Origin of the sequence: Calothrix sp. NIES-3974 (assembly GCF_002368395.1) — a bacterium.
Taxonomy (GTDB): domain Bacteria; phylum Cyanobacteriota; class Cyanobacteriia; order Cyanobacteriales; family Nostocaceae; genus NIES-3974.
This window is the reverse complement of record NZ_AP018254.1, coordinates 4,636,260-4,662,647: the sequence shown is the minus strand read 5'-3', so window position 1 is coordinate 4,662,647 and position 26,388 is coordinate 4,636,260. Positions and strand designations below refer to the sequence as shown.

17 protein-coding genes are annotated in these 26,388 nt (G+C 41.6%); 10 read left to right on the top strand and 7 right to left on the bottom strand.

Features of this window, described 5'->3' with window-relative positions:
• The first annotated feature begins 82 nt into the window (after positions 1 to 82).
• Entirely contained in the window at positions 83 to 496 is a 414-nt protein-coding gene (locus CDC37_RS18760) for a universal stress protein (protein WP_096624035.1), read from the top strand.
• Between the two features lie 188 nt (positions 497 to 684).
• The gene (locus CDC37_RS18755; RefSeq protein WP_231943111.1) at positions 685 to 1,233 is read left to right on the top strand and encodes a YcxB family protein; all 549 of its coding nucleotides are present in this window, start codon (positions 685 to 687) and stop codon (positions 1,231 to 1,233) included.
• 596 nt (positions 1,234 to 1,829) lie between these two features.
• Here the strand turns inward: CDC37_RS18755 and ruvB are convergent.
• The 3 genes from ruvB to CDC37_RS18735 form a co-directional block, all read right to left on the bottom strand.
• Complete coding sequence (gene ruvB / locus CDC37_RS18745; RefSeq protein ID WP_096624031.1) at positions 1,830 to 2,978, bottom strand: Holliday junction branch migration DNA helicase RuvB; 1,149 nt, start codon at positions 2,976 to 2,978, stop codon at positions 1,830 to 1,832.
• Positions 2,979 to 3,305: 327 nt separating this feature from the next.
• Positions 3,306 to 4,664, bottom strand: coding sequence for an IS4 family transposase (locus CDC37_RS18740; protein WP_096620005.1), 1,359 nt, complete (start codon positions 4,662 to 4,664; stop codon positions 3,306 to 3,308).
• A 327-nt stretch (positions 4,665 to 4,991) separates the two neighbouring features.
• A complete protein-coding gene (locus tag CDC37_RS18735) occupies positions 4,992 to 6,638 on the bottom strand; it encodes a SpoIID/LytB domain-containing protein (protein ID WP_172892800.1) in 1,647 nt (548 codons plus the stop codon).
• Between the two features lie 1,028 nt (positions 6,639 to 7,666).
• On the opposite strand from CDC37_RS18735, the gene recN reads away from it, so the two are divergent.
• A complete protein-coding gene (recN, locus tag CDC37_RS18730) occupies positions 7,667 to 9,427 on the top strand; it encodes a DNA repair protein RecN (RefSeq protein ID WP_096624029.1) in 1,761 nt (586 codons plus the stop codon).
• A 336-nt stretch (positions 9,428 to 9,763) separates the two neighbouring features.
• Here the strand turns inward: recN and CDC37_RS18725 are convergent, their stop codons facing one another.
• Complete coding sequence (locus tag CDC37_RS18725) at positions 9,764 to 10,549, bottom strand: SPOR domain-containing protein (protein WP_096624027.1); 786 nt, start codon at positions 10,547 to 10,549, stop codon at positions 9,764 to 9,766.
• A 107-nt stretch (positions 10,550 to 10,656) separates the two neighbouring features.
• On the opposite strand from CDC37_RS18725, the gene mnmA reads away from it, so the two are divergent.
• Entirely contained in the window at positions 10,657 to 11,706 is a 1,050-nt protein-coding gene (gene mnmA / locus CDC37_RS18720; protein WP_096624025.1) for a tRNA 2-thiouridine(34) synthase MnmA, read from the top strand.
• A gap of 260 nt (positions 11,707 to 11,966) precedes the next feature.
• Positions 11,967 to 12,572 carry an exopolysaccharide biosynthesis protein gene (locus CDC37_RS18715; RefSeq protein ID WP_096626398.1) on the top strand — a complete coding sequence of 202 codons (606 nt, stop codon included), beginning with the start codon at positions 11,967 to 11,969 and terminating at the stop codon, positions 12,570 to 12,572.
• A 248-nt stretch (positions 12,573 to 12,820) separates the two neighbouring features.
• Here the strand turns inward: CDC37_RS18715 and CDC37_RS18710 are convergent, their stop codons facing one another.
• On the bottom strand, positions 12,821 to 14,239 hold the full coding sequence (locus CDC37_RS18710; protein WP_096624023.1) for a sensor histidine kinase: 1,419 nt from the start codon (positions 14,237 to 14,239) through the stop codon (positions 12,821 to 12,823).
• Between the two features lie 1,096 nt (positions 14,240 to 15,335).
• Here CDC37_RS18710 and CDC37_RS18700 point away from each other — a divergent pair.
• From CDC37_RS18700 to ppk1, 5 genes are all read left to right on the top strand, one after another.
• Positions 15,336 to 15,944 carry a hypothetical protein gene (locus tag CDC37_RS18700; protein ID WP_096624019.1) on the top strand — a complete coding sequence of 203 codons (609 nt, stop codon included), beginning with the start codon at positions 15,336 to 15,338 and terminating at the stop codon, positions 15,942 to 15,944.
• Between the two features lie 565 nt (positions 15,945 to 16,509).
• A complete protein-coding gene (locus CDC37_RS18695; protein ID WP_096624017.1) occupies positions 16,510 to 17,076 on the top strand; it encodes a hypothetical protein in 567 nt (188 codons plus the stop codon).
• A 213-nt stretch (positions 17,077 to 17,289) separates the two neighbouring features.
• Positions 17,290 to 18,189, top strand: coding sequence for a fimbrial biogenesis chaperone (locus CDC37_RS18690; RefSeq protein WP_096624015.1), 900 nt, complete (start codon positions 17,290 to 17,292; stop codon positions 18,187 to 18,189).
• A 46-nt stretch (positions 18,190 to 18,235) separates the two neighbouring features.
• Positions 18,236 to 21,832 carry a carboxypeptidase regulatory-like domain-containing protein gene (locus tag CDC37_RS18685; protein WP_096624013.1) on the top strand — a complete coding sequence of 1,199 codons (3,597 nt, stop codon included), beginning with the start codon at positions 18,236 to 18,238 and terminating at the stop codon, positions 21,830 to 21,832.
• 432 nt (positions 21,833 to 22,264) lie between these two features.
• Entirely contained in the window at positions 22,265 to 24,469 is a 2,205-nt protein-coding gene (gene ppk1 / locus CDC37_RS18680) for a polyphosphate kinase 1 (protein WP_096624011.1), read from the top strand.
• Between the two features lie 404 nt (positions 24,470 to 24,873).
• Here ppk1 and CDC37_RS18675 read toward each other — a convergent pair whose 3' ends face one another.
• Together CDC37_RS18675 and CDC37_RS18670 are read right to left on the bottom strand one after the other, a co-directional pair.
• Entirely contained in the window at positions 24,874 to 25,551 is a 678-nt protein-coding gene (locus CDC37_RS18675) for a response regulator transcription factor (protein ID WP_096624009.1), read from the bottom strand.
• Between the two features lie 392 nt (positions 25,552 to 25,943).
• Positions 25,944 to 26,369 carry a hypothetical protein gene (locus tag CDC37_RS18670; RefSeq protein WP_096624007.1) on the bottom strand — a complete coding sequence of 142 codons (426 nt, stop codon included), beginning with the start codon at positions 26,367 to 26,369 and terminating at the stop codon, positions 25,944 to 25,946.
• Positions 26,370 to 26,388 lie beyond the last annotated feature (19 nt).

Genomic DNA, 26,388 nt, shown 5'->3' with positions numbered 1-26,388 from the left:
CGATCCTCCTGATTGCCTTTTTGCTATGTTTCTAAAGTAGATCCATCCAGATTGTACCGAGTCAGGGGGACGGAGGTGAATAATGTTTAAAACTGTTTTATTTCCCATCGACCAAAGTCGCGCTACTCTTGAAGCAGCCGAATTGGTCATCAATCTCGTTAAAACCCATCAAAGTCAACTCACTTTACTCTCGGTGGTCGAATCTGCCACTGACCAAGCAAATACATCTGCTTCTGACCCTATGCAGTCAGAGGTTGCAGTCGCTCAACTACTAGAAAAAGTCAAATCCCTATTCGCAGTTCAGGGTATCGCCACCCAAACTATCGAACGTGACGGTAAACCTGCTTTTATTATTTGTGATGTTGCCGATGAAATCAATGCTGATCTCATCGTCATGGGATGTCGTGGTCTCGGATTAACCGAAGAAGGAGCAAACGATAGCGTCACCAACCGCGTTATTAATTTGTCTCCCTGTCCAGTTTTAGTTGTTCCGTAGTTGGAAAGGGAGCAGCAGGTGCAAGGGAGTGATGGTGATTTATGTCTCTCTCATCTCTCCTTTTTCCCTCTGTTCCTGTTGCCATTGTTTTGTAGGTTTTGTATTGCGATCGCTTGGGATGTTAGGATGTATACTCTAAATATTTTTCACCAGGACAGAAATTACGCAACTTACACAAACGGTGAGCAGTGCGTAAACCTGTTACCAGACAATTTAAATCAAACCAAGTTCACATGAGATTTATATATCGTCTGAATGTCAACGACTTAAAAGAGGCAAACCAAGCCCATTCTCAGCAAACATGGTTAATATACTACATATTTATCGTTGTAATTATTGTACTTACATCTGTAATTCCATTGTTGGTACAGGGCGATGTCAGTGTGAATGAGCTTTTGTTATCGGCGATAGTCCCGACCTTATTGTTCTTGGCTTTGCTGTATTCAGTTTTTTATATTGTTCAAAATTTGGCTATTAAGCGTGCTTGGAAGAGTCAGCCGGGAGTACAATCCGAAATCAGTGTGGAAACTACCGCAGAAGGCTTGCAGATTAATACAGAATTCGCCGAGTCAAAACATAAATGGCCACTTTATACACACTGGAAAGAAACTGCAAATTTATTTATAGTTTACCAATCTAATCAAGTTTTTAATTTATTTCCGAAACGGGCTTTTAATTGTGAAGCTGAGGTGGATGAATTTCGAGAATTATTACGTGTCAATTTACCAAAGAAGTAGATTAATTGCGTTGATTAGTTCTTGTTCTGCCAACTGGATAATTTTTCTTGGATTACCGTCCCAATAATAAACCAGAGATCCAGTTAATATCAATTAGAATTTTCATTATTTGCTAATCTATTTCTTACTTCCTTAACCATTGCTGTAATCTCCTCAATTGGAGGTTTTTCGGAGTCCGCACCCAATTCATCCAATTTTTCCCATAAATTCAGATAAACCCTTGGATTTTTGGATTTTTTTCAACACAATCATGTCATCTTCTTCCCACAAGCAGTATTTATCACCTGGTTGCAGTTTCAATCATAATTCTGGCGGAATTTCTAACTGGCCATCTGCTGTGACTTGCACTACCAAAGTCCTCGCCATTTTTCTATCCTCCGTCATCTGGATTTATCATAAAGCTAAAGTATTTCTCAGAGGTTGTTTAAAAAAAAGTAGTTTTTAATACTTGAATTATCGTTTTTTGGGAGTAGTCTAGAACGACAAATATACTTACTGTTTGAGCTTTTTGAATCCCTATTTGAGGCTGGAGCCTCACGATTCCCGTCCCCACGCAGAGCATAGGGACGAGCTTAATTGGTCGCAGGTAATTACCCCTAAAGTAAGGATAGTTGCTCATTGGGTGGCTTAAATCCCAGATGCTTATAGGCTGCGGGGGTTGCGGTTCGTCCCCTGGGGGTACGACTCAAATAACCAATCTGCATTAAATAGGGTTCGTAAACCTCTTCGATGGTTTGGGTATCTTCTCCCGTTGCTGCGGCAATTGTTTCTAAACCGACTGGTCCACCGTTAAAATTCTCGATAATTGTGCTTAACATGCGTCGGTCTGTCCAATCTAAACCACAGGGGTCAACTTGAAATAGTTGTAAAGCTTCGGCAGCAATGGGTTGGGTAATTTCTGCAACTTTTTTCACCTCCGCATAATCCCGGACACGTTTGAGGAGGCGATTGGCTATCCGTGGTGTTCCCCGTGACCTCCGAGCTACCTCGACAGCTCCATCGGCAGTAATCTTGGTATTTAATAACTGGGCGCTACGCAGGACTATTTGACTAAGTTCGTCCACCTCATAAAAGCGGAGTTTTTGCACTAAACCAAAGCGATCGCGCAGGGGGGAACTTAAGGCACCAACCCTAGTGGTTGCCCCCACCAGTGTAAATTTTGCGAGTGGTATACTTCTAGTGCGAGCGCTAGTTCCTTTGCCCACAGTTAGGTCAAGACGAAAATCCTCCATTGCCGGGTATAAAATTTCCTCCGCCATCCGGGAAAGACGATGGATTTCATCGATAAACAACACATCTCCCGGTTTCAAATTCACTAACAACCCAGCAATATCACGGGGACGTTCCAGGGCTGGGGCACTAGTAATTTTATAACCGACTCCCATTTCCGCCGCTAAAATCATCGCCATTGTGGTTTTTCCCAAACCCGGTGGTCCATACAATAGCAAATGATCAACGACCTCACCGCGTGATTTAGCCGCTTTTATGGCAATATCTAATACATCTTTTAAATCTTTTTGACCAATATAATCGGCAAACCGATGGGGACGGATAGTTTCTTCCTGTTTTCCCTGTTCGTCAATTTGGGCTTGGGGTTGGAGAATTTGCTCCTCTGGATGGGTTTGAAGGTGAGATGTTTTTGGCAATTGTCCAGACTCATGGGCAGCCTTTTTTGAGGCTTTCAAGTGGCGTTGTGGTTCGCCATGCGGCTCTGGGGGCTGTTTTTTGGAGGAAATAATCGCCATAATCCGGTTTTATTGGTGACTTGGGATGGGAAATTGTCTCGATGGAGTTGCACCTTGATGCGCCTCCTCTATCCCCAATCACTATTTTCCCCTAATCTCGGTATATTCCCACTAGGAGTAATAAATTTCTTTAAATTAATTTTTTGCCAAATCAGGGAACAGAGAACAAAAGTTAGGGGAGAGAATGGTTTTCCCTCTTTCCTCCCTCCCTGGATGCAGCTATCCATTAGTCACATCTTTCTTAACAAAGTCTGAAAAGCGATTATAGAAATGATTTCAGTAGAGGGATTAAGCATTAAGATTAGACAAAACTCAGAAAGTATGCATTTAGATTTGATGGGCTAGCTTCCAAGTTACGGCGATATCGTGCAATCGTCGTAACCCTCTCCAAATCGTCTTGACTCCAGGTTCCCCATCACCTTTACGACCCAGAAAACCACCTAGTCGAGCAATCATTCGTACAGCTTCTCTTAATGTTGGTGGCTGATCTGGTGGAATTGGGTTTTTGTTCACACTTACACATAAAGATTGCCATTCAACTGTAGTTAAAACCGTTTCACAACTTTGTTCTGGATTATCCCTTGCTTGGTAAGTTAACCATAATAATCGCCATGCCACAATCGAATATGTCGCTAATGCCATTGATAGGCGTTTTCCTGTCTCCAGTTGTAATTCCTCGATTCGACAACCGCTTTTCAATGTATAGTGATAACGCTCGATTAACCAACGATATGTATACCATTCAACACATTTTACCGCATCTTCAAGGCTATTAATTTCCAATGTCGTTAACAATAACCAACTGATTGGTTTTATCTCCGATGGTGGACTCTTTTCTTCTGCTAATATCACCTGTAGTTTTACTGGTTTACAAAGCGAACGCCCGAGCTTATTTTTTGGTACTTCTATTTCAACTGTTTCGTATCTAATTGTTAGTTTTGCTATCCTTTCTGGTCTTTCTGGATTTCTTCTTACCTTGACTTCTACTTCTCCCTGAGTTGGACTTGACCTGATCGCCTCATGTAGATAATTCGCTGTATGGCTAACTTTTCTATTATGAGTTCCTCTGATTAGTAAGTGGCTATTTTCTGGTCTTTCCTGATTAAATAAATCAAATATATCTGCTTCTGAGTCTGCTACTGTTATGATTTTTATCTTTTCTGGTAGTAATTTATTTGTTCTCTCTAGCCCTTCCAACCATCTTTGGCTTTCTTTTTCTTCTGTTTGTCTTTTTCTACGTGTTTTTGCTATTCCTAAATCTTCGATATTTCTTGACCATACTTGTTGGTCTATTACTCCCAGTGGAACTCCTTTTATGCTTGATAATAACGTTGAATGTACTTTTAATCCTAAACTTTTTCTCTGGTCTAGATATCCAATTCCTTCTGTTGCTGGATGACTTGTTACATCCATATTTGTTGTGTCTTGTATTGCTAATACTATCTCGTGTTCTTTTGCCCTTTCGATTGTACTTTTGATATGTCCATTGCTTATATCTGATGGTTTTATATACGGCGAACTCCACAAATCATATGCTGCTGTTGTCGCTGCTACGCTCCCACATGCTTGAGGTACACTCGATGTTGGTTGTGCTGCTAAATCTTCTACCATCTTTATCAAACGCTTGTTTCGCCGTTTATCTCCCAAATCCAAGTGCTTCAATTCCCTTGCTGCCCATTTTTCCATTTTTTACACCCTATCTTTCCTCTCTCAAAACTATACCTATCAAGCCTTTCGTCTTCTTTTAAGTATTTTTACTTTTTGTTAAGAAAGATCCGGGTAATGGATAGCCGTAATCGGGGAGGGGACTAGATTTCTCCCTCTCCGTAGGTGAAGGAGTGGGTTCAAATTACGTACAACTTTACATTAAATTGGTATAAGTTGTAAGCCCTGAGTAAAGAATTGATTTTGCTTCTACGGACTATCCCTACTCCCTGTACAGAAGACCCGTCGGGTCGTCTCTACTCCCTACTCCCTGTACAGACGACCCGTCGGGTCGTCTGTACTCCCTTTTTATTCAAACTTAATGGAATTATTTAAAAGCTGTACCTGGGTTCCCGGATAATAAAACTGAAGAATGCGCTCACTACTCCAACCTTGTTTGGCCAGATTTTGCGCACCGATTTGACTTAAACCGACACCGTGTCCCATTCCTCCCCCCACAAATGCATATCCCCATAAACCAGGTGTGCCCTTATTCAGGGGTTGCAGGTAATAAAAAGCACTAATGGGAGCTAAAAATGCGCTACGTACTTCATCTTTTTTGAGGGAAAATTTACCAATGTCGGTATCAATATCCATTTTCAGGATACGTCCACTGGGTGCGCGTTCTACCACTTCCATTGATTTGACGGTTTTAAATTTGGCATAGGGGCTATTTTTGACCCGGAGGAACCTTTGTAAACCTTTGGTGATATCTTCAATATTGGTTTCCCGTCGCCAACGAAATAGACTTGAGGATGATTCGTTAAATCCGGTTTTTTGGGTGATAAATTTTTGGAAATTTTCCTCCAGGGTCAGGGGTTGACTTGTGAGGTTCCAAACATTACTGGGAGCATCGAGAACTGGACGTAAATAGGGACGGTCTTCCCCATTCCAAACATCAGAAAAAGCCGCAGTTACACCACCAGTACTAGCTGAATAGAGAGCATCCACGAGTTCATTTTGATAGGTTAATACCATTCCCCGGGTGCGGGCGATCGCGGCATCAGTACTTTTGGCAACACCCTGTAAACCAAAGTACACCTGACAGTGGGTATCAGCACAAAGTTGATAATCATCAATGGCGAAGCGACGGAGATTACGCAGGGCATAGGTACGGGCTATAATTGCTTGAGCTTCTAAGGCTGCATCGGGGGAGGATGTACCAATTTCGTAGGGTACAACACCCCGGAGGTATGTTTCTAAAGGTACATGATTGACGAGGGTATAACTACCGTAGGCGTTGGGCTGGATTTGTAATTTGCCGGGGAATAGTTTGGCTTTTTCTGGTTTGAGAAGGTTAGGAATTTCTGTATTTTCTAGGGGGGTATCATCTTTTTTGACACCTTGATTCACGCGAATCAGGTTTTTACCACTTTCAATAGTCAGGTTCTTAAAGCCATAACGTTGATTATTGTAAACCCAGCTAGCAACGGGTGTCGCTTTTACCATTGCGGTTTTGATGTAGGCAGTTTTATTCCCGTTGGCTTTGGCGCTATCTAATAAAAATCTTCGTAATAGGGGAGTATGATAAATATCACGTTTTGCCCAGACTTCCCAGCGTTCCGGTTGGGCTATTTCCACCTCAATACCCTTTTTTTGCCAAGCTTTGGCGCTATGTTCGGCGGTTTCAAAGGTACGATAGGTTCCCAATACCACCCTTTCTTCTAGTCGTGGTTCCGGAATCGGTTGCATGGCAATTTCTAACCGTACCGGGTTCGCTGTTTCTAGGGTTTTATTACCATTTGCAACCGGGAAAGTCAAACGCAAACGGTCATCTTTAGTGGGTGCAAGTTCGAGTATTTCCTTGGTATCATCGCCAAAACGTTGGACAATACCAATTTTTAGCTCCATATCCTGGTTTGCATCTGCCCTTTTGATAATGGGTTCAGATGCAGCAGTTAACATTAGTGTAGAAATTCCCGTCAGGATTACCTGACCATTACGTATAAGTTTCATCTGGTGGATTTTAGATTTTAGATTTTGGATTTTGGATTACTCTTCGGTCGATCCGCGCTACGCGCGTCTATGGATTTTGGAAGTAGCCATCATGAATTGCGTACACCAGAACGGATGAAAGTGGTTTTTCCCCTACTCCCTACTCGTTTTCAAGTCAGGCTACATGTATTGTTTTTCCTGCTTACTACTCAATACGGTTCGGTTAATGATTTTTTGTGGTGATTTCGGGAGACGCGATATAGCCTCTTTCAGAGGAGCTGAACGCTAACGCGTCTCTACAATAATTATTTTGGGTTTACGACTTTTCTGTTCCTAGCCGTATTGCCTTACTACTCCCTACTCCCTACTTACTTGTCAGATATATCCGTAATTTCGTTATATTTTACTTCCACATAGAGGTATGCACGTAAATTTTCAGTTCATGTCGGTCTGGGAAAAAAAGTCCCAGTCTCAAAGCACAAGTCCATTAAAATTGACCCAAGGCGGGTTGTCAAAAAATATTCAAAATCCGTAGGGGTATCAAAAATCCCAACTTGTTTGCTTCCCGGTCGTCCGAGGTCGCGTCTGTACTCTCGAAGGAAAAATTAGCTTTATAACCCCATGTCCAGAGTCAGGACACTAGTCAAAATAGTGATAATTAATACTTCACAAACAACCTCTTACCTATTGTCTTCTTGCTGCATTTTGAGCAAGGGAGTAATCAGCCTTAGGTAATGGGTTGATTTTCCAACTACTCCCTAATCCCTACTCTCCACTCCCTAATAACTGAAAGTGTTCGGAAGTTTGTGAGGAATCCGAGTTCTTGTGTACCCTGTTTTCTTCAAGCAACTTTTTTGTCACAATTAGTTTCATAGGCATTCAAACTGGACAAGTTTTGCTAAACTGCGAGTTGTATGTTGGTTTTTGATCTTAGTTTTTCACAAGAGATAACACAATTAGCACGCAAATTCAGATTTGAAACTCTACCTTGAGTTGATCTTGCTGTTTTGTTTTTGACTGCCATATCCCCTGACGGAGAATCGAATTCAATGTTGCGATCGCTGCGAATCGAAAATTTTGCTTTGGTTGATGAGTTGGAATTGGAGTTTGGTGTTGGCTTAAATGTGTTGACGGGTGAAACTGGTGCGGGTAAGTCGATTATTCTCGATGCGATTGATGCGGTGTTAGGGGGTAAGGTGTCGAGTCGGGTGATTCGCACAGGAACTAGTCGGACGGTGGTGGAGGGTACTTTTTGTGTGAATCCGAGTTTAGCTGCTTGGTTAGGGGAGCAGGAAATTGATTTGATTGATGAGAATTTATTGATTATCAGTCGCGAAATTAGTACCAGTGGGAATAATGTTCGCAGTCGTTCTCGGATCAATGGGGTGTTGGTAAATCGTCAGGTGATGCATGATTTACGGGGGAGGGTGGTGGAAATCACTGCTCAAGGGCAAAATGTGCTGGTGGGACAATCTGCTCAGGTACGGGATTGGTTGGATAGTTATGGTGGGGAGAAAATTTTAGCTGCTCGTAATCAGGTAGCGAGTGCGTTTGCAGCTTATCAACAGGTTCATACGGCTTTGGAAGCACGACGAACTTCGGAACGGGAGCGGTTGCAGCAATTGGACTTGTTGACCTATCAAGTTAAGGAATTAGGAGATGCAAATTTAGGGGACGCAGACGAGTTAGAACAACTGCAACAGGAACGCGATCGCCTCACCCATGTGGTAGATTTACAACAGATGAGTTACCAGGTCTACCAAGCTTTGTATCAAAGTGATGGGGATACACCCACTGTGACGGATTTATTGGGTGATAGTGAAAATACCCTCACGGATATGGTGGAATATGATAGCCATCTGACACCCCTATTGGATTTAATTCGGGATGCTCAAACGGCTGTTGTGGAAGTTGCTCGCCAAATTAATGCCTACGGGGAAGCTCTGGAAGCTGACCCCCAACGCTTAGAAGAGGTGGAAGAGAGAATTCGGGAACTCAAATTAATTATCCGCAAATACGGTCCCACCCTAGCAGATGCGATCGCCCATTATCATCGCATTTCGGCGGAATTAGCAGCCCTGACTGATAGCGAACAATCGGTGGAAGCTCTGGAAAAGCAGGAAAAACAAGCTTTCGACACCCTAAATGATGCTTGTTTGGAGTTAACTAAATTGCGACAAGCTGCTGCAAGGGATTTTGAATCGAGTTTAGTACGGGAATTGAAACCCCTGGCAATGGATAAGGTTCAATTCCAAGTTGCCATTGAACCTGTTGCACCTACCCCCACGGGAGCCGACAAAATTACTTTTATGTTTAGTCCGAATCCGGGGGAACCCCTACAACCCCTATCGGAAACCGCATCGGGAGGAGAAATGAGTCGGTTTTTACTTGCTCTCAAAGCCTGTTTTTCCCAAGTTGATACCCCCGCAACAATGGTATTCGATGAAATCGATGTCGGTGTTTCCGGACGGGTCGCTCAAGCGATCGCCGATAAACTTTATCAGTTAGGACAAACTCGCCAAGTATTATGTGTGACACACCAACCCCTAGTGGCAGCAATGGCTGACAAGCATTTTAATGTGATGAAACAGGTAGTTAACCCCAGCCAAAGTCAAAAAAATCACAATCATGGTGATGAGCGCACAGTCGTCCGGGTGACAGCCTTAGAGCAACTAGAACAACGTCGTCAGGAACTAGCTCAACTTGCAGGAGGAAAATCAGCCCAAGATGCGATCGCCTTTGCAGATTCCCTGCTCAATCAAGCTCAAAGTCAGCGTAACGGTAAAAAGCCACAAAAAAGCCGTAAGTAATACGATTTTGGATTGAGAACCCTTTTTGATAAGTAGTTATGTCGTTTTACTTTGTTGATTAATTTCCGATTTATTGTTGTTGAAGGGTTTATAGCCTTTCCCAAGCAACTGAGGTACATCTAAAATTCTTTAGCTTTGCTCAAAATACAAGCAGAATTAAACTCGTACCTCACCAGACCGGGAACCGATATACTTGTGTTTCATATCAATCCCCATGTCGTTTACATTTAACTGCAATCAGCTGTAAAATATCTGATGATTATATAATGGGGGCTTTCCTTGGCTTTGATGGTGCATAGACGTAATTTAAGTCTAAATGCACCAAAGTTCCAGCAATTACCGACCGTAATAAACCCTAGCATTACCGAAACCCAGATTTTTGAGATTGCGATGCCATTGTTCAGCTTCATAGCGATCGCGAAATGGTCCCACTGCTACATGCCATCCCCGTGGTTGATGGCGACGCATAATGTTTAAATTTTGACCTATATTCTGGCGAATTTTATTTTCAATCCCCGGTAATTCCTCCCTCCCCCCAGGAATGACGACAAAATAGGCTTGACTAGGTTGGGGTTGGGGTCTAGGTGGGTTGGGATTGCCAGGATTATAGCTAATAATTTGCCCTGTTTGACTATTAATTACCTGTACTGCGGGAATTCCCATGAATACTAGTTGTCGCGCTCTGGTATCGGCATTTACGGAGGTACTAAACACACCTGCTTGGATGATGGTTCGACCCTGGATAGAACGAAAATAGGCTGTGGGTTCAATTTGTTTGGTCGCCATCAGTAACTGGGGTTCGGAACTATTGACAATCACCCAATATTGGGGTTGTCTTGATACCCCCGTTGGGGTTTGGTTAATCGTTTGGTTATAATTTGTTTGGGGGGTGACAAACTCAACCGCATTCTGTGGTAGTTCTGGTAATCGCTCTCCGCTTGCTGGTAACATCGGTACTGGGGAGGAAAAATTATCCATTACACCCGGTGATTGGGCCTTACTTGGCAACACAACCAAAAAAGTTGCGATCGCTAACAACCAAAAAAATGCGACTCGCATCCTTGTTGATGAACGCAAGCGGGTAAATCTAATCAATTGATGGAAAAATGCACTCCAGTTCATAAGCTGTTAATTCCAATTTTGACAATTAAGGTCATTTCCAGGTTAACTATTGTAATAACTACATAGTGTTAGCTTATAAATCCACAGCCTAGCAACATTTATACATCATGAACAAAGTCGTTGTTGGACTTTCAGGCGGTGTTGACAGTTCTACCGCCGCAGCTATCCTCCACCACCAAGGCTACGATGTCGTCGGACTCACCCTTTGGCTCATGAAGGGCAAAGGACAATGCTGTTCCGAGGGCATGGTGGATGCTGCGTATATTTGCGAGCAGCTAGGAATTCCTCACTACATTGAGGATATGCGTGATGTGTTCGCCACCAACATCGTCGATTATCTAGTTTCTGGTTACAGCCAAGGGATTACCCCCTTACCCTGTTCCCAATGCAATAAAACTGTCAAGTTTGGTCCAATGGTGAAATATGCTCAGGAAAAGCTCAACAGCGACAAAATCGCCACTGGACACTACGCACGGATTAATTACAATTCTCAAACAGGACGTTACGAATTATTACGGGCCCGCGATCGCCATAAAGACCAATCCTATTTTTTATACGATTTATCCCAGGATTTATTAGCGGCGACATTGTTTCCGTTGGGAGAGTTAGAAAAAAGCCAAACCCGGCAAATTGCTCGGAAATACGGCTTAAAAACCGCCGATAAACCGGAAAGCCAAGATTTATGTTTAGTCGAAAGTAATGGTTCCATGCGGGCTTTTCTGGATAAATATTTGGCTCCGAAACCCGGTGATATCGTTGATCTGGCAGGAAATGTTTTAGGACAACATGACGGCATTCAATACTACACCATTGGTCAGCGCAAAGGTTTGGGAATCGCTGCGGCTGAACCATTGTATGTAATTGCCATTGATGCAGCCAATAATCGTGTGGTTGTCGGCGATCGCACTAAAGCCACCCAACCAGAATGTCACGTCGGTCGGGTCAACTGGGTCTCGATTGCTGCACCCCAAACCCCAATTTCCGCCGCAGTTCAAGTGCGTTACCGTTCTACACCAGTTCCAGTGACGGTCATTCCCCTGGAAAATCACCGAGTACGGATTGTGTTTGCGGAACCTCAGTTTAGTATTACCCCCGGACAAGCCGCAGTTTGGTACGACGGGGAAAAGGTGTTAGGTGGGGGAATTATTGAAGGGTAGACCATTGTGTCCACAGAAATCCGACAGATGAATTGTGTTGGTTCTGTAGAGACGCGATATATCGCGTCTCTACATGTGTCACCAAAATTTTGGGAATCAGCATAAGAAATACAAACAATCGTGTTAAAATTCAGTTAATAATTTAAAATTTTGTTTGAACCTAAAATACAACTAACTGTACATATAAATATATAATCATTTAGCAAAAGCCAAATAGCGATCGCGTGTGCAAACCCAAAAAATCTTCCTCACCGAACTCCATTCATCTGCGATTTTCTCAGGATATCAAGTTATTATTACAACAACTTTCCCAGCAACCCTTAACCATTGGAAACGTTTTAAATATTACTTCTGAACGGGGATTTAGTTTGGTGATGGTGTTACTGGTGTTACCATTTCTCTTTCCCATGCCTCCGGGATTAACAGGGCCATTCGGTGGAGCCTGTTTTTTATTATCAGTACAGATGGCTTTAGGAAGGAAAACACCGTGGTTACCGCGTCAAATTGCCAACTATAAATTCCCCCGTAATTTTGCCCAAGTCTTATTAAAAAACCTGCACCGTGTCACCCGTATTGTCGAAAAAATTACCCGTCCCCGTTGGCAAAAATTAGCCCAAAATTCCTTTACCTGGCGACTGAATGGTTTATGTATTGCCTGGTTATGTATACTGTTAATTTCACCCGTACCTCTGACCAATCCATTTCCCACAATTGCGATTTTGATACTTGCTATTTCTACCTTAGAATCCGATGGTTTATTAATGGGGATTGGTTATTTTTTGACGATTTTAGTCACCTTATTATTTGTATTTATTGGCTATGGATTGTGGGTTGCTCCCAGTATATTACCAAATATTTTTAAGTAGCCTAGAGACGAGATATATCGCGTCTGTACGGTAGGTAAAGCTTTGAGGCGAATGATCGGTTACAACATTGTGGTTTTATGTTTAATTGTAACCTAACTACATATCGATTCTCTTTTACTTTGAAATAAATGAAACTAGAGTAATCAACGGTTATAGCTCCTGATATGTAGCAACCATTAGCGTAAACGATATTACAGGATATAGAGACGCGATATATCGCGTCTTTACTATTCCCAACTCCCTATTTTTCAATTTACAGGTAGCAAAACAGTAAAAGTTGTTCCTTGGTCAAGTTTGCTGTCAACACCGATTTGTCCCCCATGATTTTCCACAATGGCAGAAGCGATCGCTAATCCTAATCCCGTACCCTTGACATTCTGATTCTTTCCTTGGTGGGTACGAGCGGGGTCAACACGGTAAAATCTGTCAAAAATGCGTGGTATGGCTTCCGGGGGAATACCGATACCAGTATCACTGATTTGAATTTTGAGATAGGCGGAAGAGCGCAAAGCAGAACGCCTTTGGTGGTTTTCGATGCGGGAGAGAGTGACGGTGACACTTCCTAAAGGTTGGGTATAACGTAATGCATTACCAATTAAATTAGTGAATAATCGTCCTAGCTGTTCCCAATTTCCCTGGACTGAAAACCAATCATCAGCCTGTTCCGAGGATGGATTTTCCGTCTCCGCTAACTTTAAACTTAAACTAATTTGCCGTTCCTGGGCGATCAGTTGCTGTTCCTCCACCACTTCCATTAACAGTGCATCTAAGGGACAGGGTGTAAAATCATCGTTCTCAATCCCGCTATCTTTGCGAGCAAGAAATAACAAATCATTAACGAGTTTTCCCAATCTTTGGGTTAATCTTTCAATCACCTGGAGTTGGTGACGGTAATGGGTGATAGTATAACCGTTAGGTTGATAAATGGGATCTAAACTATCCAATTCCGCGATCGCTACTTGCACATTGGTTTGAATCAAAGCAATAGGACTGCGCAATTCGTGGGATGCATCGGCGGTAAATTGCTTGAGACGTTGGTAGGATTCCCCCACCGGTTCCATCGCTTTCCCCGACAAAAACCATCCACTAGCAGCGACGGAAACAATCATCAAAACAATTCCTAAACCCAAATCCACAATCAACTGACGACTGGGTTTTGTCACCTCAAACCAGGGATGGCTGACCCGCAAATAACCCAATACTTGCCGTCCATACTCCACCCGTTGAGTAACTTGTCGCAGAACCAAAGTGAAATCATCCGGGTTTTCACTGTCATGCCATGCATCTAAATTATCCGGTTGACGTTGGATACGCACAGTCTCACCGATGTGATTACCACGTATGGGAATATCCAAAGGTTGGGAAAAAGTAGACCAGAGCAACTCCCCCGTTGGACTAAACCACTCAATATCAATGTGGTCATCCTCCACACTATCAGCATTATCCCGGAAACTGGCCTCGATATTAATATGGTAAGTATCCAAACTGGTTCGTTCAATCGCCAGCGATCGCTCCACTACCTCCACCACATGATTGAGGGTATCATCAATCCGTTCCACCAGAGTTTCCCGGACATATAGGTAAACCCCACAGGCAAACACCAATAGTAAAACTGCTGTAATTGCTGTGTACCAAATTGCCAAACGGCGACGTGTAGCCTGAAACATTTTTAGCTAAAACTCACATAAATCACATAACTACTTGATTTGCTATTGACGGCTAACAGTTGACATTTATCAAGTTAACAGTCATCCATCAAAAGTAGTTAATATGCAACTTAAATGCGCAACAGCTTACCCACCAATCATCTGCTGTATTATAACTAATTTTGCCTCAACAGGATCTGCAAAACTTAATCTGGTCATTACAAATCCTGCCGCAGAATCATTTGATTTTGTCCAGGGTTGAGATTTAGCTAGTATCAGCACTTAAGTGATAACACTGATAAAAAAAATTTTTGCCAGCATTATATTTCCATGTTATTACTGAAGTTAGATTTTGGGCAAAAAGGTTACATTCTTGATGTGAACAAATCAGGAAAGTATTAATAGAAATATGTTTTTCTTAATTAATTGGAGCTTTTAATAATTTCGCGATCGCCAAAAAATGAGCAAAGTATATTTCCTGGGAAACAATTATTAATCGCCCACTATCAGGACTTACTGGACTAACATATTATTTGAAATTTGAAGTTCGTAGTGAGGACTTTAGTCCTTATTGCCTCAGCACAAAAGCTCTAATTACAAACAAAAGTGCAGAATTTGTGGGAAACATGGGTAAGTCCTAATTATACCAAAACCTATAATTACTAGTTATACCATTTCCCTCACAGCCAAAAAACACATCCAAGTTATAAAATCCTTGTCGAACCTGGATTAATTAACTGTGAATTGTGAATTGGCATTATTTGGTAATTACGTGAAATGAAAATTATCCCGTCCAGCGTAATGTAAATGATTCAAATCGCTTCATCACCAAATCATGAAAATACATACGCATGAACCAAAACAGATTTTTGAGTTATATACACAGGGGGTGATACCTAAGTCGAAAAATTGTAATCCTACATAGTGATAAAAATGGTTTTCCCAAAGGCAGATTTCTCATTTAGAGAAAAACTAGGGCTAACTGGGGAGTATCTGCAACTATCAATAGTAAAACCCATTTATCTGCACCTGCGAAAGCCAAAAATTGCACAAATTGAACGAATTCAAACTATTTACAAAATTAGCGAATTACGAAGACTGAGGAGACAGTTTTTAAATGAATAAGAAAGTATTAGGATTAATTGCAGCAAGTATCACCCTATTTGGTACAACTATCAGTGCTACACCTGCTCGTGCGAATGCTCAAAGAGATGTTGATGTTGAAGTTAACGTTGCACCTGCATTATTTCTGCGGACATTTGACCGAGTAGTTATTAACGTTACCGCAAACGGTACAGAAGCAAGCACTGATACAGTTCCTGGTGGTGATGTTGATACCTTGACAGCACAACAGTTAACTCAAAGTGGTCCAGGTTCTTTAAGTTCAGTACAACAAATCACCAAGGAAATTCCCAATTTATTTGCAGTTTGGGGTAACGAAGGTACGGTGGAAGTGACCGTTAATCCTACTCCTGGCAGCAATATTTTAGCATTACAGGGTACAGCACCGACTGGACTTGCAAACCGTGCTCGTATTAATAATGCTTCAGCAACTTTTGCGAGTACAAATAAAAACCTCGATCCAGAAGAAGCTGTTGTCGGTGGTGCAACAGTAAATATTGAATTCCTCCGTGCTACTGCTGGAGGTGTTTTAAATCCAGCAAACGCTTCTGCGGGTAAATATATTGGTGGTAAGTTAACAGTACGCGCTGTACAAGCACCATAGTCTATGTAGACATTAATCTGGTGCAGGAATTTCACCTGCATCCAGGTTTTTTATCAGCAGTAGCACAGATGATTGATTTGCAAAAATTCATCATACTCCTACGTGGGAGTAAGCTACATAATAACCTACAGCAAGGCTGTAACGACGTAATTCAAAAGGGTTTAATTAACCTACCTCTAAATTCTAAGTATTTACATTCGAGGTGAAGTTCAACTAATTCACAATTACGAATTATGAATTATGAATTACAAATTACGAATTACAAATAAGGGTTTAATTACCCCTAAGTTCTAAGTATTTACATTCGAGGTGAAGTTCAACTAATTCATAGTTACGTACGCAAAGCATTGCCACAGGCTATTACGAATGACAAATTATGAATTAACTTAAATCGAGTCTATGTTGAAATCTGAAGTTGCAGTCAAAACTCCTCTTTTCAAGATAGACAAGGTTTAATTAATTGAATCCAATTGACTTCTTTAAGAGAAGCTGCACCACACACGTTTACATCATGCATTCATGAACCAATGAGTCAGAAAAGTCAAATCAAGTTCAAGGGTGAAAGATGAAAAATCGAAATCAATTCTGGTTTTGGCTCCAGCTAAGTTATCTATTAACTACCTTATTTACACTATTTTTCCCCCTCACCCATGTAGGAGCAGAAGAATCAATTCCCATCGAAGTATTAGATGTCACCGGAAATAATTTTCCCCAAACACAAACCCTTGACCCCATTAAACCAGAGGAGATTTTACCAGTGAATCAGGGAGTTGCAACTTCCCTACCCGAACTTCTTGCACCCGCACCATTTCAAAATAGTATAATTCGGAATTTTGTATGGACAAGACGAGTTCCCCTAGACCAATTATCCCAACCGATTAGAGTCACCTATTCCCTCAAAGGTTATAACAACCAGGAAAATTTATTTAGTAGTCAATCCAATCCTCGTTCTACGGTGAATGTGGTACTTAAAGATGAAAAATCGGAATTACTATTTCGGGATAATGAGCGCAATATTGCAGTGATTCAAGGTAGTGTACAATTTGTCCTCGACCCGTCACGAGCAAGAGCGGGAAAACACGGTGGAAAGTTATCGGTGTGTATATTGAGTCGAAGTGGAGGATGTTTATAATTGTTTGAGAATAGGGGAGACGGAATACAGGAGAATAATTTTTTCAGTAGGTTATATGCGAAATTTTAATATAATTTTCTGGTGTGAGAAATACTAATTCTCAACACTGGGGTGTTCAGATATTTTTGTAGTTGACGAATTTCAATAATTTAAACATTATTCAAAATTAAGTATTTTTCAGTGATTTAGGTGGGTGAGATGGTGAGAATTGAGATGTTAAAAAAATCAATTGGTATTGCCTTAAGTATGCTGAGTATGGTGGGATTGAGTGTACCATCCGTTGAAGCGATGGAAATTAGCGTTAGTCCACCTCGATTTGAATTAGATATTAACAATAAAACGCGATCACAATCGATTAGAATCACGAATTTAGCTAACGAACCGGTGGAAATGGAAGCTTTTGTCCGGACATGGACAACTGACCCCAAAACCAATGAGGTACAAGATATTCCCTCCACAGAAAATTCCTTTGACCGTTGGATTGTGTTTACACCTTCACGCTTTACCATTCCCCCAAGACAAACCCAAACGGTTCGATTTGTAGTGCGTCCAAAAACCCAATTAGCAGCAGGGGAACATCGAGCTGTAATTTATTTTCAGGAAATCAAAAATTCACCTACCAATCGGGAAGCGGTTCAAGCGATTGGTTTAGTGGGAGTCATTGTCTACGGATATGCAGGGGAAATTAAGCGGATCGGAACTGTGAATTCAGTGAATATTACCACTAATCCCCGTGGTACAAGTGCAGTGTTTGATATTTCCAGTAATGGTAATGCTCATGTCCGAATGAGAGGACAGTATGCAATTTACCCAGCTAGTCAATATCCCGGTGCAGAGAAAACTCAAAAAATCAATGATGTTGGTACAAGGGGAGCAAAACTACCAGCAAATGTTGTTCATGCTGGTGTAATTCAACTTTCTGGAGTCATACCCGGAACTCGTCGTCAACTCAGATTACCCTTTAATAAGCAATTACCTCCGGGAAATTATGTGCTTGATATTAAAGCTGATTTAAGTGGAATTCCCATTAATAAAGGTGTTCCTTTTACAATTCCCGCGACAAATCCCAATACCCAACCGGAAAAACAACCAGCTACAAATTCCCAGCAATAGACCAAAATCGACAATCCAACATCGAAAGTTCAAAATAGATGAAGATATGCTCTACCCAGCTTTACCACCAGCACCACCCCCAGTCATAATTACTCTTACACCTCAAACAATTGCAAGTACATCTCCAATGGGGAGAATTGCTTTAACTCAAGGGGTGGTTTCTTCTCGTCTTACTTCCAAAACAACCGATGCTGTATCTGGGGTAGGGAAGACGGGAACTGAAGATATTCTCCATAGTCCTGAATCGGGGGTATCAACAACTTGTGATACCCATCCTTCCCATTCCACCAAAACCAATTTGGTGAATCATCTTTTAACAAAATTTTTAGTTAATTCTGAAGTTGAACCAGAAAAAAAAGAATGTTTCAGAAGTTCGCAACCAGAGCGTCAATTGATTGCTTCTACAAATTTAGAACAATCTTCTCTCTCTGGGGGTGATAATCAGGATAAAAATATTGATAATACAGTCAATAATTATCAAACTAATAATTCCCAGATTAATCAGCAAGAAATTACCTCAAAGACAGTTGCAGCTAATTCTGCTAGCAATCCAGATGGAAATCCCCTGGGGAAAATTTTGGCAACGGTGCAGGAATTAGTTGCTGTTTCTTTGTATGCTTCTCTAAATCCGGCTTTAAATAGTAATTTTGAGGTTGCGACCAAACCGGGAGAAACTGCTAGTAAACATTCTGAGAATAATTCTGAAAATAACTCTGAGAATCAATTAGAAAATAATTCCCATTTACAAAACAGTCATCTTATTACTCGTTTAAATTCTCAAAATAATCAGAAATCACCAAATAATCAAAATTCTTCTTTAGCTAGTAATCCCAATTTAGACTCATCGCGTCTTATTGCCATTGTCCAAGGATTAATTAATGCTTCTATTTCGGCTTCCATAAATAAAAATATTGCATATCAAGTTACCCCAAATACAGATAAATCTCATCTAGTCGCTACGACAAATAATTCCAATTTATCCGATAATTCCTCCCCTACTGATGCCAAGGTTGAAACAATTGAAACAGAAGATAATCCACAAAAAGTAGCAGCAGTTAGTAATTCCTTAACAGAAAAACTCAAAAATTCTGCTGCTAACCTGAATAATCCCAATCCTTTCCCCAGCAACACCATTCAGTTAGCGAGAATTCCCGGTGAACCCTTCCTAGTTGCAGTTACAATTAACGGACGAGAAGTTGGCACACTAGATATTATTCAAGAAGGGAAATTATTATTAATTCCCATTGAAGCCTTTGCTGAAGTGACTGGATTTAGCGCCGAAAAATCTGGTTCTATTTATACTGTAATCACCCCCCTAGGAGAAGTGAAATTAGACCCCCAATCCCTACGGGAAATTAATGGAGTCACCTATATTAGCAATACGGAATTAGCCAACAAACTACGAATTTCCCTAGATTTAAATACTGCTGATTTAACCCTAGCAGCCGATTTACCTTGGCGTAGTACAAATCAACAGGGAAGAAAAGTTGAACTTCAACCAGAATTTTTAGCTCCTAATAATGGAATTTCTAGCCTTCGTCAAGAATTAAATATTACCCGTGTTTATGGTAATACTAGATTGAGGAGTTCGACTCAACTAGGAGGGAGAATTGCTGGCGGTTCTTGGCGAATGCGATTGAATAATAACTTTGTCAATCAACCGGATATTTCTGAATACTTTTTCTACAAACGTAGCGGTCAATTTCGTTATCAACTTGGTCGTCAACAGGTGGGTTTACACCCATTAATTAACTCCATTGATTTAACAGGTTTGCAGCTTGGTTTTACAAACTTACCTGCTGAAAGCTTCCGGGGAAGTTATGGTGCTAGCGAATTATTACCACGACGTTCTCGACCCATGCAAACATTTACCGGGGAAGCACCTCCCGCTAGTATAGCCCAATTACGGGTAGCAGGAATTGCTGTTGCTCAACAGGTAGTTGGTTTTGATGGTAAATACGAATTTGTGGATGTCAATCTACCCATTGGTCGTAATAATGAGGTGGAAGTGGCGATTTTTGATCGGAGTAATTTAAATGTACCGATTACCGTGCGTTCTGTGAGAATCAATGCTTCCGATTTGTTATTACCAGCAGGTGGTAATGTCCAACTTGGGGGTTTCGGATTTAGCGGAAATTTGGTGCAAAGTGCTTTTTTTGATGATTTGACTGCTGATTATAGTGGTAAATTTGTTGGTTTTTATCAACTACGTCAAGGTTTATCAAATAATTTAACCTTTGAAGGTTCCCTCCAAGCTGCACCGGATGCATTTCAATCTCAAGCGGGTTTAATTTGGCGTTTAGCTAATCCTGTGGTGTTATCTGCAAGTGTGGGAACTTCCGATGGAAAAATGGGATATGCGGCAGAATTAGATGTACAATTAGACCAGTTGGAAATTAGTGCGAATTCCCAATCCTTACCGGAAGGATTTAGTCGGACAAGGGGACGGGGAGAAAAATTTAATCATAGTTTAGAAGTAGCCTATCGTCCCAGTAATAATTTAAATATTGGGTTTATTGCGCGTAGATTTAAAGACGAAATTACAGATTCAAATTATATTTTACCAACATTCACAATTCGTCCTTTTTCTAGCCTATCCCTGAATGGTAGACCAGATATTGAAGGACGCTATTTACTCAACGCTTTTTATCAACCAAATTGGCGAACTCGCTTAGGATTTAGTTCCTTTGGAGGAGTGTATAATTCCAATTTGACCTATCGCTTTGCTAGGGATTATGAACTATCCTTGGGTAATGAATTTGGAGAAAATATCCCTGGACGATATGCTTTAACCGTAGGACGCAACCCCAGTGACTTCCGTAGTTTATCGTGGAGTTTAGGATTAGCGCTACGGGATGGGGAGGTTGCACCCCTTGCAAGTGCAGGAATGCAAGTATTACCAGGACTACTCGCTAGGGTCGAATACCAGGGTATTCCTTCGCGATCGCGTGGTTTATTTGGTGGTTTTGGCGATGATCGATTCACCCTATCTTTAGTATCCGATTTATCCTTTGCTAGAGGACGCGTTACCCCCGCAACCTATAGCGGAATCAGTAAGGAACGCGGTGCGATCGCAGGACGTTTACAGCTTGCTGATTCCCCCAACAAAATCGATTTGTCTGGTTCCCGTGTACGTGTGATTAATAATCGGAATCGGGTTGTCGGTAACGCAATCACCGATAGAAGCGGTAATTTCTTTGTTGGTGGTCTATCGGAGGGAATATACACCGTTGAATTAGAACCCGATGAGTTACCCGTGGAAGTCAGCACACCCAAAACCAGCTTTGTGGTGGAAGTTGCTAATTCTGCGGTGACTAAACTGGATTTTCCCCTGCGAGTTGAATTCGGTTTAGCTGGACGAATTACAGATGTTACAGGACAACCCGTCGGTCAAATTCGAGTCGAATTAGTTAATGCAAGTGGTGTACGGGTTCTTTCCGGTGTCACCGATGAATATGGTTTATATCGTTTAGATGGAGTCCCAGTTGGTAAATACATCCTGAGAATCCCTCCCCAAGAAAATTTAGATATCAGTGACGCATTACCCAAGCGTCCTGTGGAAATTAGTCGGGAATTTATTTATAATCAAAACCTTAAGCTACCTGTGTCTGCTGCGGTTTTAAAGCAAAAACAAGCACGGTAAGCATAGGTGGAAAAAATTGTAATTGTGAGTAGAGACGACCCGACGGGTCGTCTCCATTGCTATGGAGGATTTCCCCTCGATTCAGGAATCAAGCGTATCATCGAATTTTGTCAATCCTCTATAGATGCATAGTAGTGGATTGATTTTTCATTTACTATAGATTATTGCCAGGCTGTTGTTGCAGCTTAATAATTAACTATCAATAACCATGCGGAAATTTATTTCAGTATTTATACGGTGAATTATTTGTAAGAGTAAATTTAGTCACCTAAAACCCCATGAAACATATACATATAAAACTAGACCGTGAGCAAGATGGCGATAAACCAGGACTTTACTCTAGGTGTATCTAACCCAATTACAGACAACCACAACGGTCATATCTCTATAAATAATCTATTTCTGCTCCCTATCCAGTCCCCATAATCTGTCATGGCAAAAACAAAAAAAGGCACTAATTCCGTGAATTTATCAGATGCACAGTATTACTTTAATCGTGAGTTAAGTTGGTTAGAGTTTAATAACCGGGTGTTGAGTGAAGCGATGGATCAACGCACACCCTTACTGGAAAGACTAAAATTCCTAGCAATATTCAGTTCCAATTTAGATGAGTTTTTTATGGTTCGGGTTGCTGCACTCAAACAGCAAGTTGAAGCCAAGGTAAGTAAATTAACCTTTGATGGTCGTACTCCCCAACAACAGCTAGATGATATTTCTGCCGCTTTACGACCGATGGCTGCGCAACAACACCAGCACTTTGAAAAGGTTCTGCGACCCCTACTGACCAAAAATGATATCCATATCCTCGATTATATAGATTTAAATCCAGCCCAACGGGAATACTTAGATCAGTATTTCCACGAACAAATTTTCCCCGTCATTACACCCCTAGCCGTTGACCCTAGCCATCCCTTCCCCTACATTTCCAATTTGAGCTTGAACTTAGCCGTTGTCATCAAAAACCCAGAAACCGATGAGGAATTTTTTGCACGGGTGAAGGTTCCCAAGGTTCTACCCCGCTTTTTACCCCTACCGAGGGATTTAAGTATCCAAAATAACGGTAAACCTTCCCTGTGGACAGGAGTTCCCCTCGAACAAGCGATCGCCCACAATTTAGAAGCCCTGTTCCCAGGGATGACTATCCTCGAATATTATATCTTCCGGATTACCCGTGATGCCGATTTAGCCCTGGAAGAAGATGAAGCCGATGATTTACTCTTAGCGATTGAACAGGAATTACGCAAAAGGCGGGTTGGAGGTACACCTGTTCGGATCGAAATTCAATCCCAGACACCAGAGGATATCCGCTCCAGATTATTACAAGACCTGGATTTATCCGAAAATGACGTTTACGAAGTCGATGGGTTGCTGGGACTGCGGGATATGATGTATTTTATGTCACTTCCTGCCCCCGAATTAAAGGATGTACCTTGGCAAGCAGTCGTTCCCAATCGTTTACAAAGACTACGAGACCCCCTAACAGCAGGTCTTCCCAGTGAGTTGGAGGATGGTAAGGACTTTTTTGCCGTAATTCGCGATCGCGATTTAATGGTACATCACCCCTATTACTCATTTTCCGCATCCGTAGTTAAATTTATTACCCAAGCGGCCCATGACCCGGATGTGTTGGCAATCAAAATGACCCTCTATCGGACTTCCGGGGATTCACCGATTGTGAATGCATTAATTGCGGCGGCTGAAAATGGGAAACAGGTTTCCGTATTAGTGGAACTCAAGGCCAGATTCGACGAAGAAAATAATATTTACTGGGCTAGAAGATTAGAAAGTGTCGGTGTCCACGTCGTCTACGGTCTAGTGGGGCTCAAGACCCATTGTAAAACCATTATGGTTGTCCGTCGAGAAAAAGACCGGATTCGGCGTTACGTCCACATTGGTACAGGAAACTACAACCCAAAAACAGCCAGACTGTACACAGATTTAGGCTTATTTAGCTGTCGGGAAGAACTCGGTGCAGATTTAACCGACCTCTTCAATTATTTAACCGGATATTCTCGCCAAAAGACCTACCGCCAACTCCTCGTTGCACCGGTGAATATGCGCGATCGCTTTTTAGAATTAATCCAACGGGAAATCGAAAATGTTGAAAACGGTGCATCCGGTAGAATCGTTGCCAAGATGAACTCCCTTGTCGATCCGCAAATGATTGCAGCGTTGTACGATGCTTCCCGTGCAGGAGTGCAAATCGACTTAATTATTCGGGGAATTTGCTGTCTACGACCAGGATTAAAAGGTATTAGCGAAAACATCCGCGTTATCAGTATTGTCGGTCGCTTCCTAGAACATTCCCGTATTTTCTACTTTTACAATCAAGGTAACGAAGAAATCTTCATCGGTAGCGCCGATTGGATGCCTCGCAATTTAGACCGTCGCGTTGAAGCTATTACCCCCATCCAAGACCCAGATATCATCAAAGACCTACAGGAAATCCTGGGAATTATGTTAGCAGACAACCGCAATGCTTGGGAATTACAACCGGATGGCAAATATATACAACGCCGTCCCAGCGCTGATTCCCCAGAATCAAGTTCTCAAAACATTTTAATGCAAATGGCAATGGGTGTAGTTACAGATTTACCCCATCCCATAGAAGTCAAACAACCCCTACCAAGTACATAACCTGCATTCCCCACAAAACCCTAAAACTCATAGGGAATGAACTATTTTGATTTTTAGTTGCGTACAATAGCTTAGGACTTACGCAAAAGTAACGCCACTGCGTTATGACTAGCTTGCTTCCGGAAACTGCGTTTCGGTCGCTGCGGACAAATCTTCTTTGCGTAAGTCCTGTAGTTCTCTACAAGAAGACTACACCTACTGTAATTTTTTGGGTCTTGTGAAAAGTGGAATAGTTGGCTTAAATATTCCCTGTACAGACGCGACATGTCGCGTCTCTCCCTACTAAAAGACTTTTTCCGCAGACCCTAATTATTTAAAATTTACAAAAAAACAGCTAGTTTAACGAATATCAAAATTCCCAAACTAGCTGTTAATTCTCAAGTAACTATATATGCCTGTAGAACTTAAGCCATTTGATTCTCAATTGCCCATCTAGCTAGCTCAGTTCGATTGTGGAGATTAGTCTTACCCAACATATTAGAAACGTGACTTTCTACAGTACGTTGACTAACATTTAATTCTTCCGCAATTTCCCGGTTCGCTAGACCTCTGGCAACGAATTGTACAACTTTCAACTCTGTTGGGGTCAACTGAACATCAAAAGGTACTTGAATCCGGGAACCATTTTCCCCACCCTTGGCTTGATGCTCCTTCCAGCGAATAGTTTGCTTCAGGGAAGATTCTACTTGCGCAACCAGTTCCTCCGGTTCAAAGGGTTTAACCATATAAACGTCAGCACCCTTATTTAAACCTTTAACTCGGTCAGCACTTTGACCTTTGGCGGAAAGGAAAAGAACAGGTATCCAACTTGTGCGCTCCGTTTGCCGCACTTGTTCGACAAAGGTGTATCCGTCCATTTCTGGCATCATCACATCACAAATGATCATATCTGGAATATCCTGCTCCAAAATATCTAGAGCTTCGCGACCATTTTCGGCAGTGATGACTTCGTATCCTCGGAATTCCAAGTAATCCTTCACCAGCAATATCAGGTTGGGGTCGTCATCGATTAAGAGAAGTCGTTTGTGATCTTTCATGCTGGGTTCTTTCATAGCAGTGGCACTTGTCGCACTTCGGTCCATCGGGTCTTAATTTGTTGTCCTAGGATAGTGGATGATTATAGGGGTTTGTTTTTCCTACTAAACTCGCTTTGATTCCTGTTAAAAAAGTTACTAAAACTTAATTTAACAATCCGCTCACAACAGTTTAGTAAGGATACGTAGAGCAGCAGTATTGATAATGCGCTATTATATATCGCTTTGTGGGTGCGGGAGAAAAACATTGATTAAATAATAATAATTATTATTCAATTTCCACTAGTTAACCACTTGGTTCCGGATATTCCCAGGTGAAACTAGCCCGCATTGAATTCACATTGCTGCTACATTATATCCATATACTTCCTTGATGTTGGGTCTGAGGTCGAGAATTTTCGCGCATTAGTAGGAGGATTTTGTGGTAACGGAGCTTCAATTCAAGCATACTCTTCTACCGCTTTATTGCCTCTCCTAGATGCTCTTGAATTATCCGCTCGATTACCACTGGAACTGCTTGGTCGTAGCATACACCGTTTGGGTAGATCACCATTATCGGCCCATCTACACAAACAGGCAAGTCCGACCACTGGAGTTGGGAAAATGTTTTCCCTAATCAGGTTAGACAGCAAAATCTCATCCGGAAAATAACCCGATTTTAGTGGTTGAAAACGGGATGGGAAAGAATCCCAAAATTTATCACCGATTCCTCCTGCATCACATTTGGCAAATGTGCTGTCAGCACACATCAAAATGTGGCATGGGAAAATGCTTAAACCTAAATTTTCTAAATCTTTATTTAGGATTTCACAGTCAAATTTCGGTTTAGTTTGGGGAAATTTGAGATTTACTGGTTTCACCTTCATACTACTCCCGATTGCAACT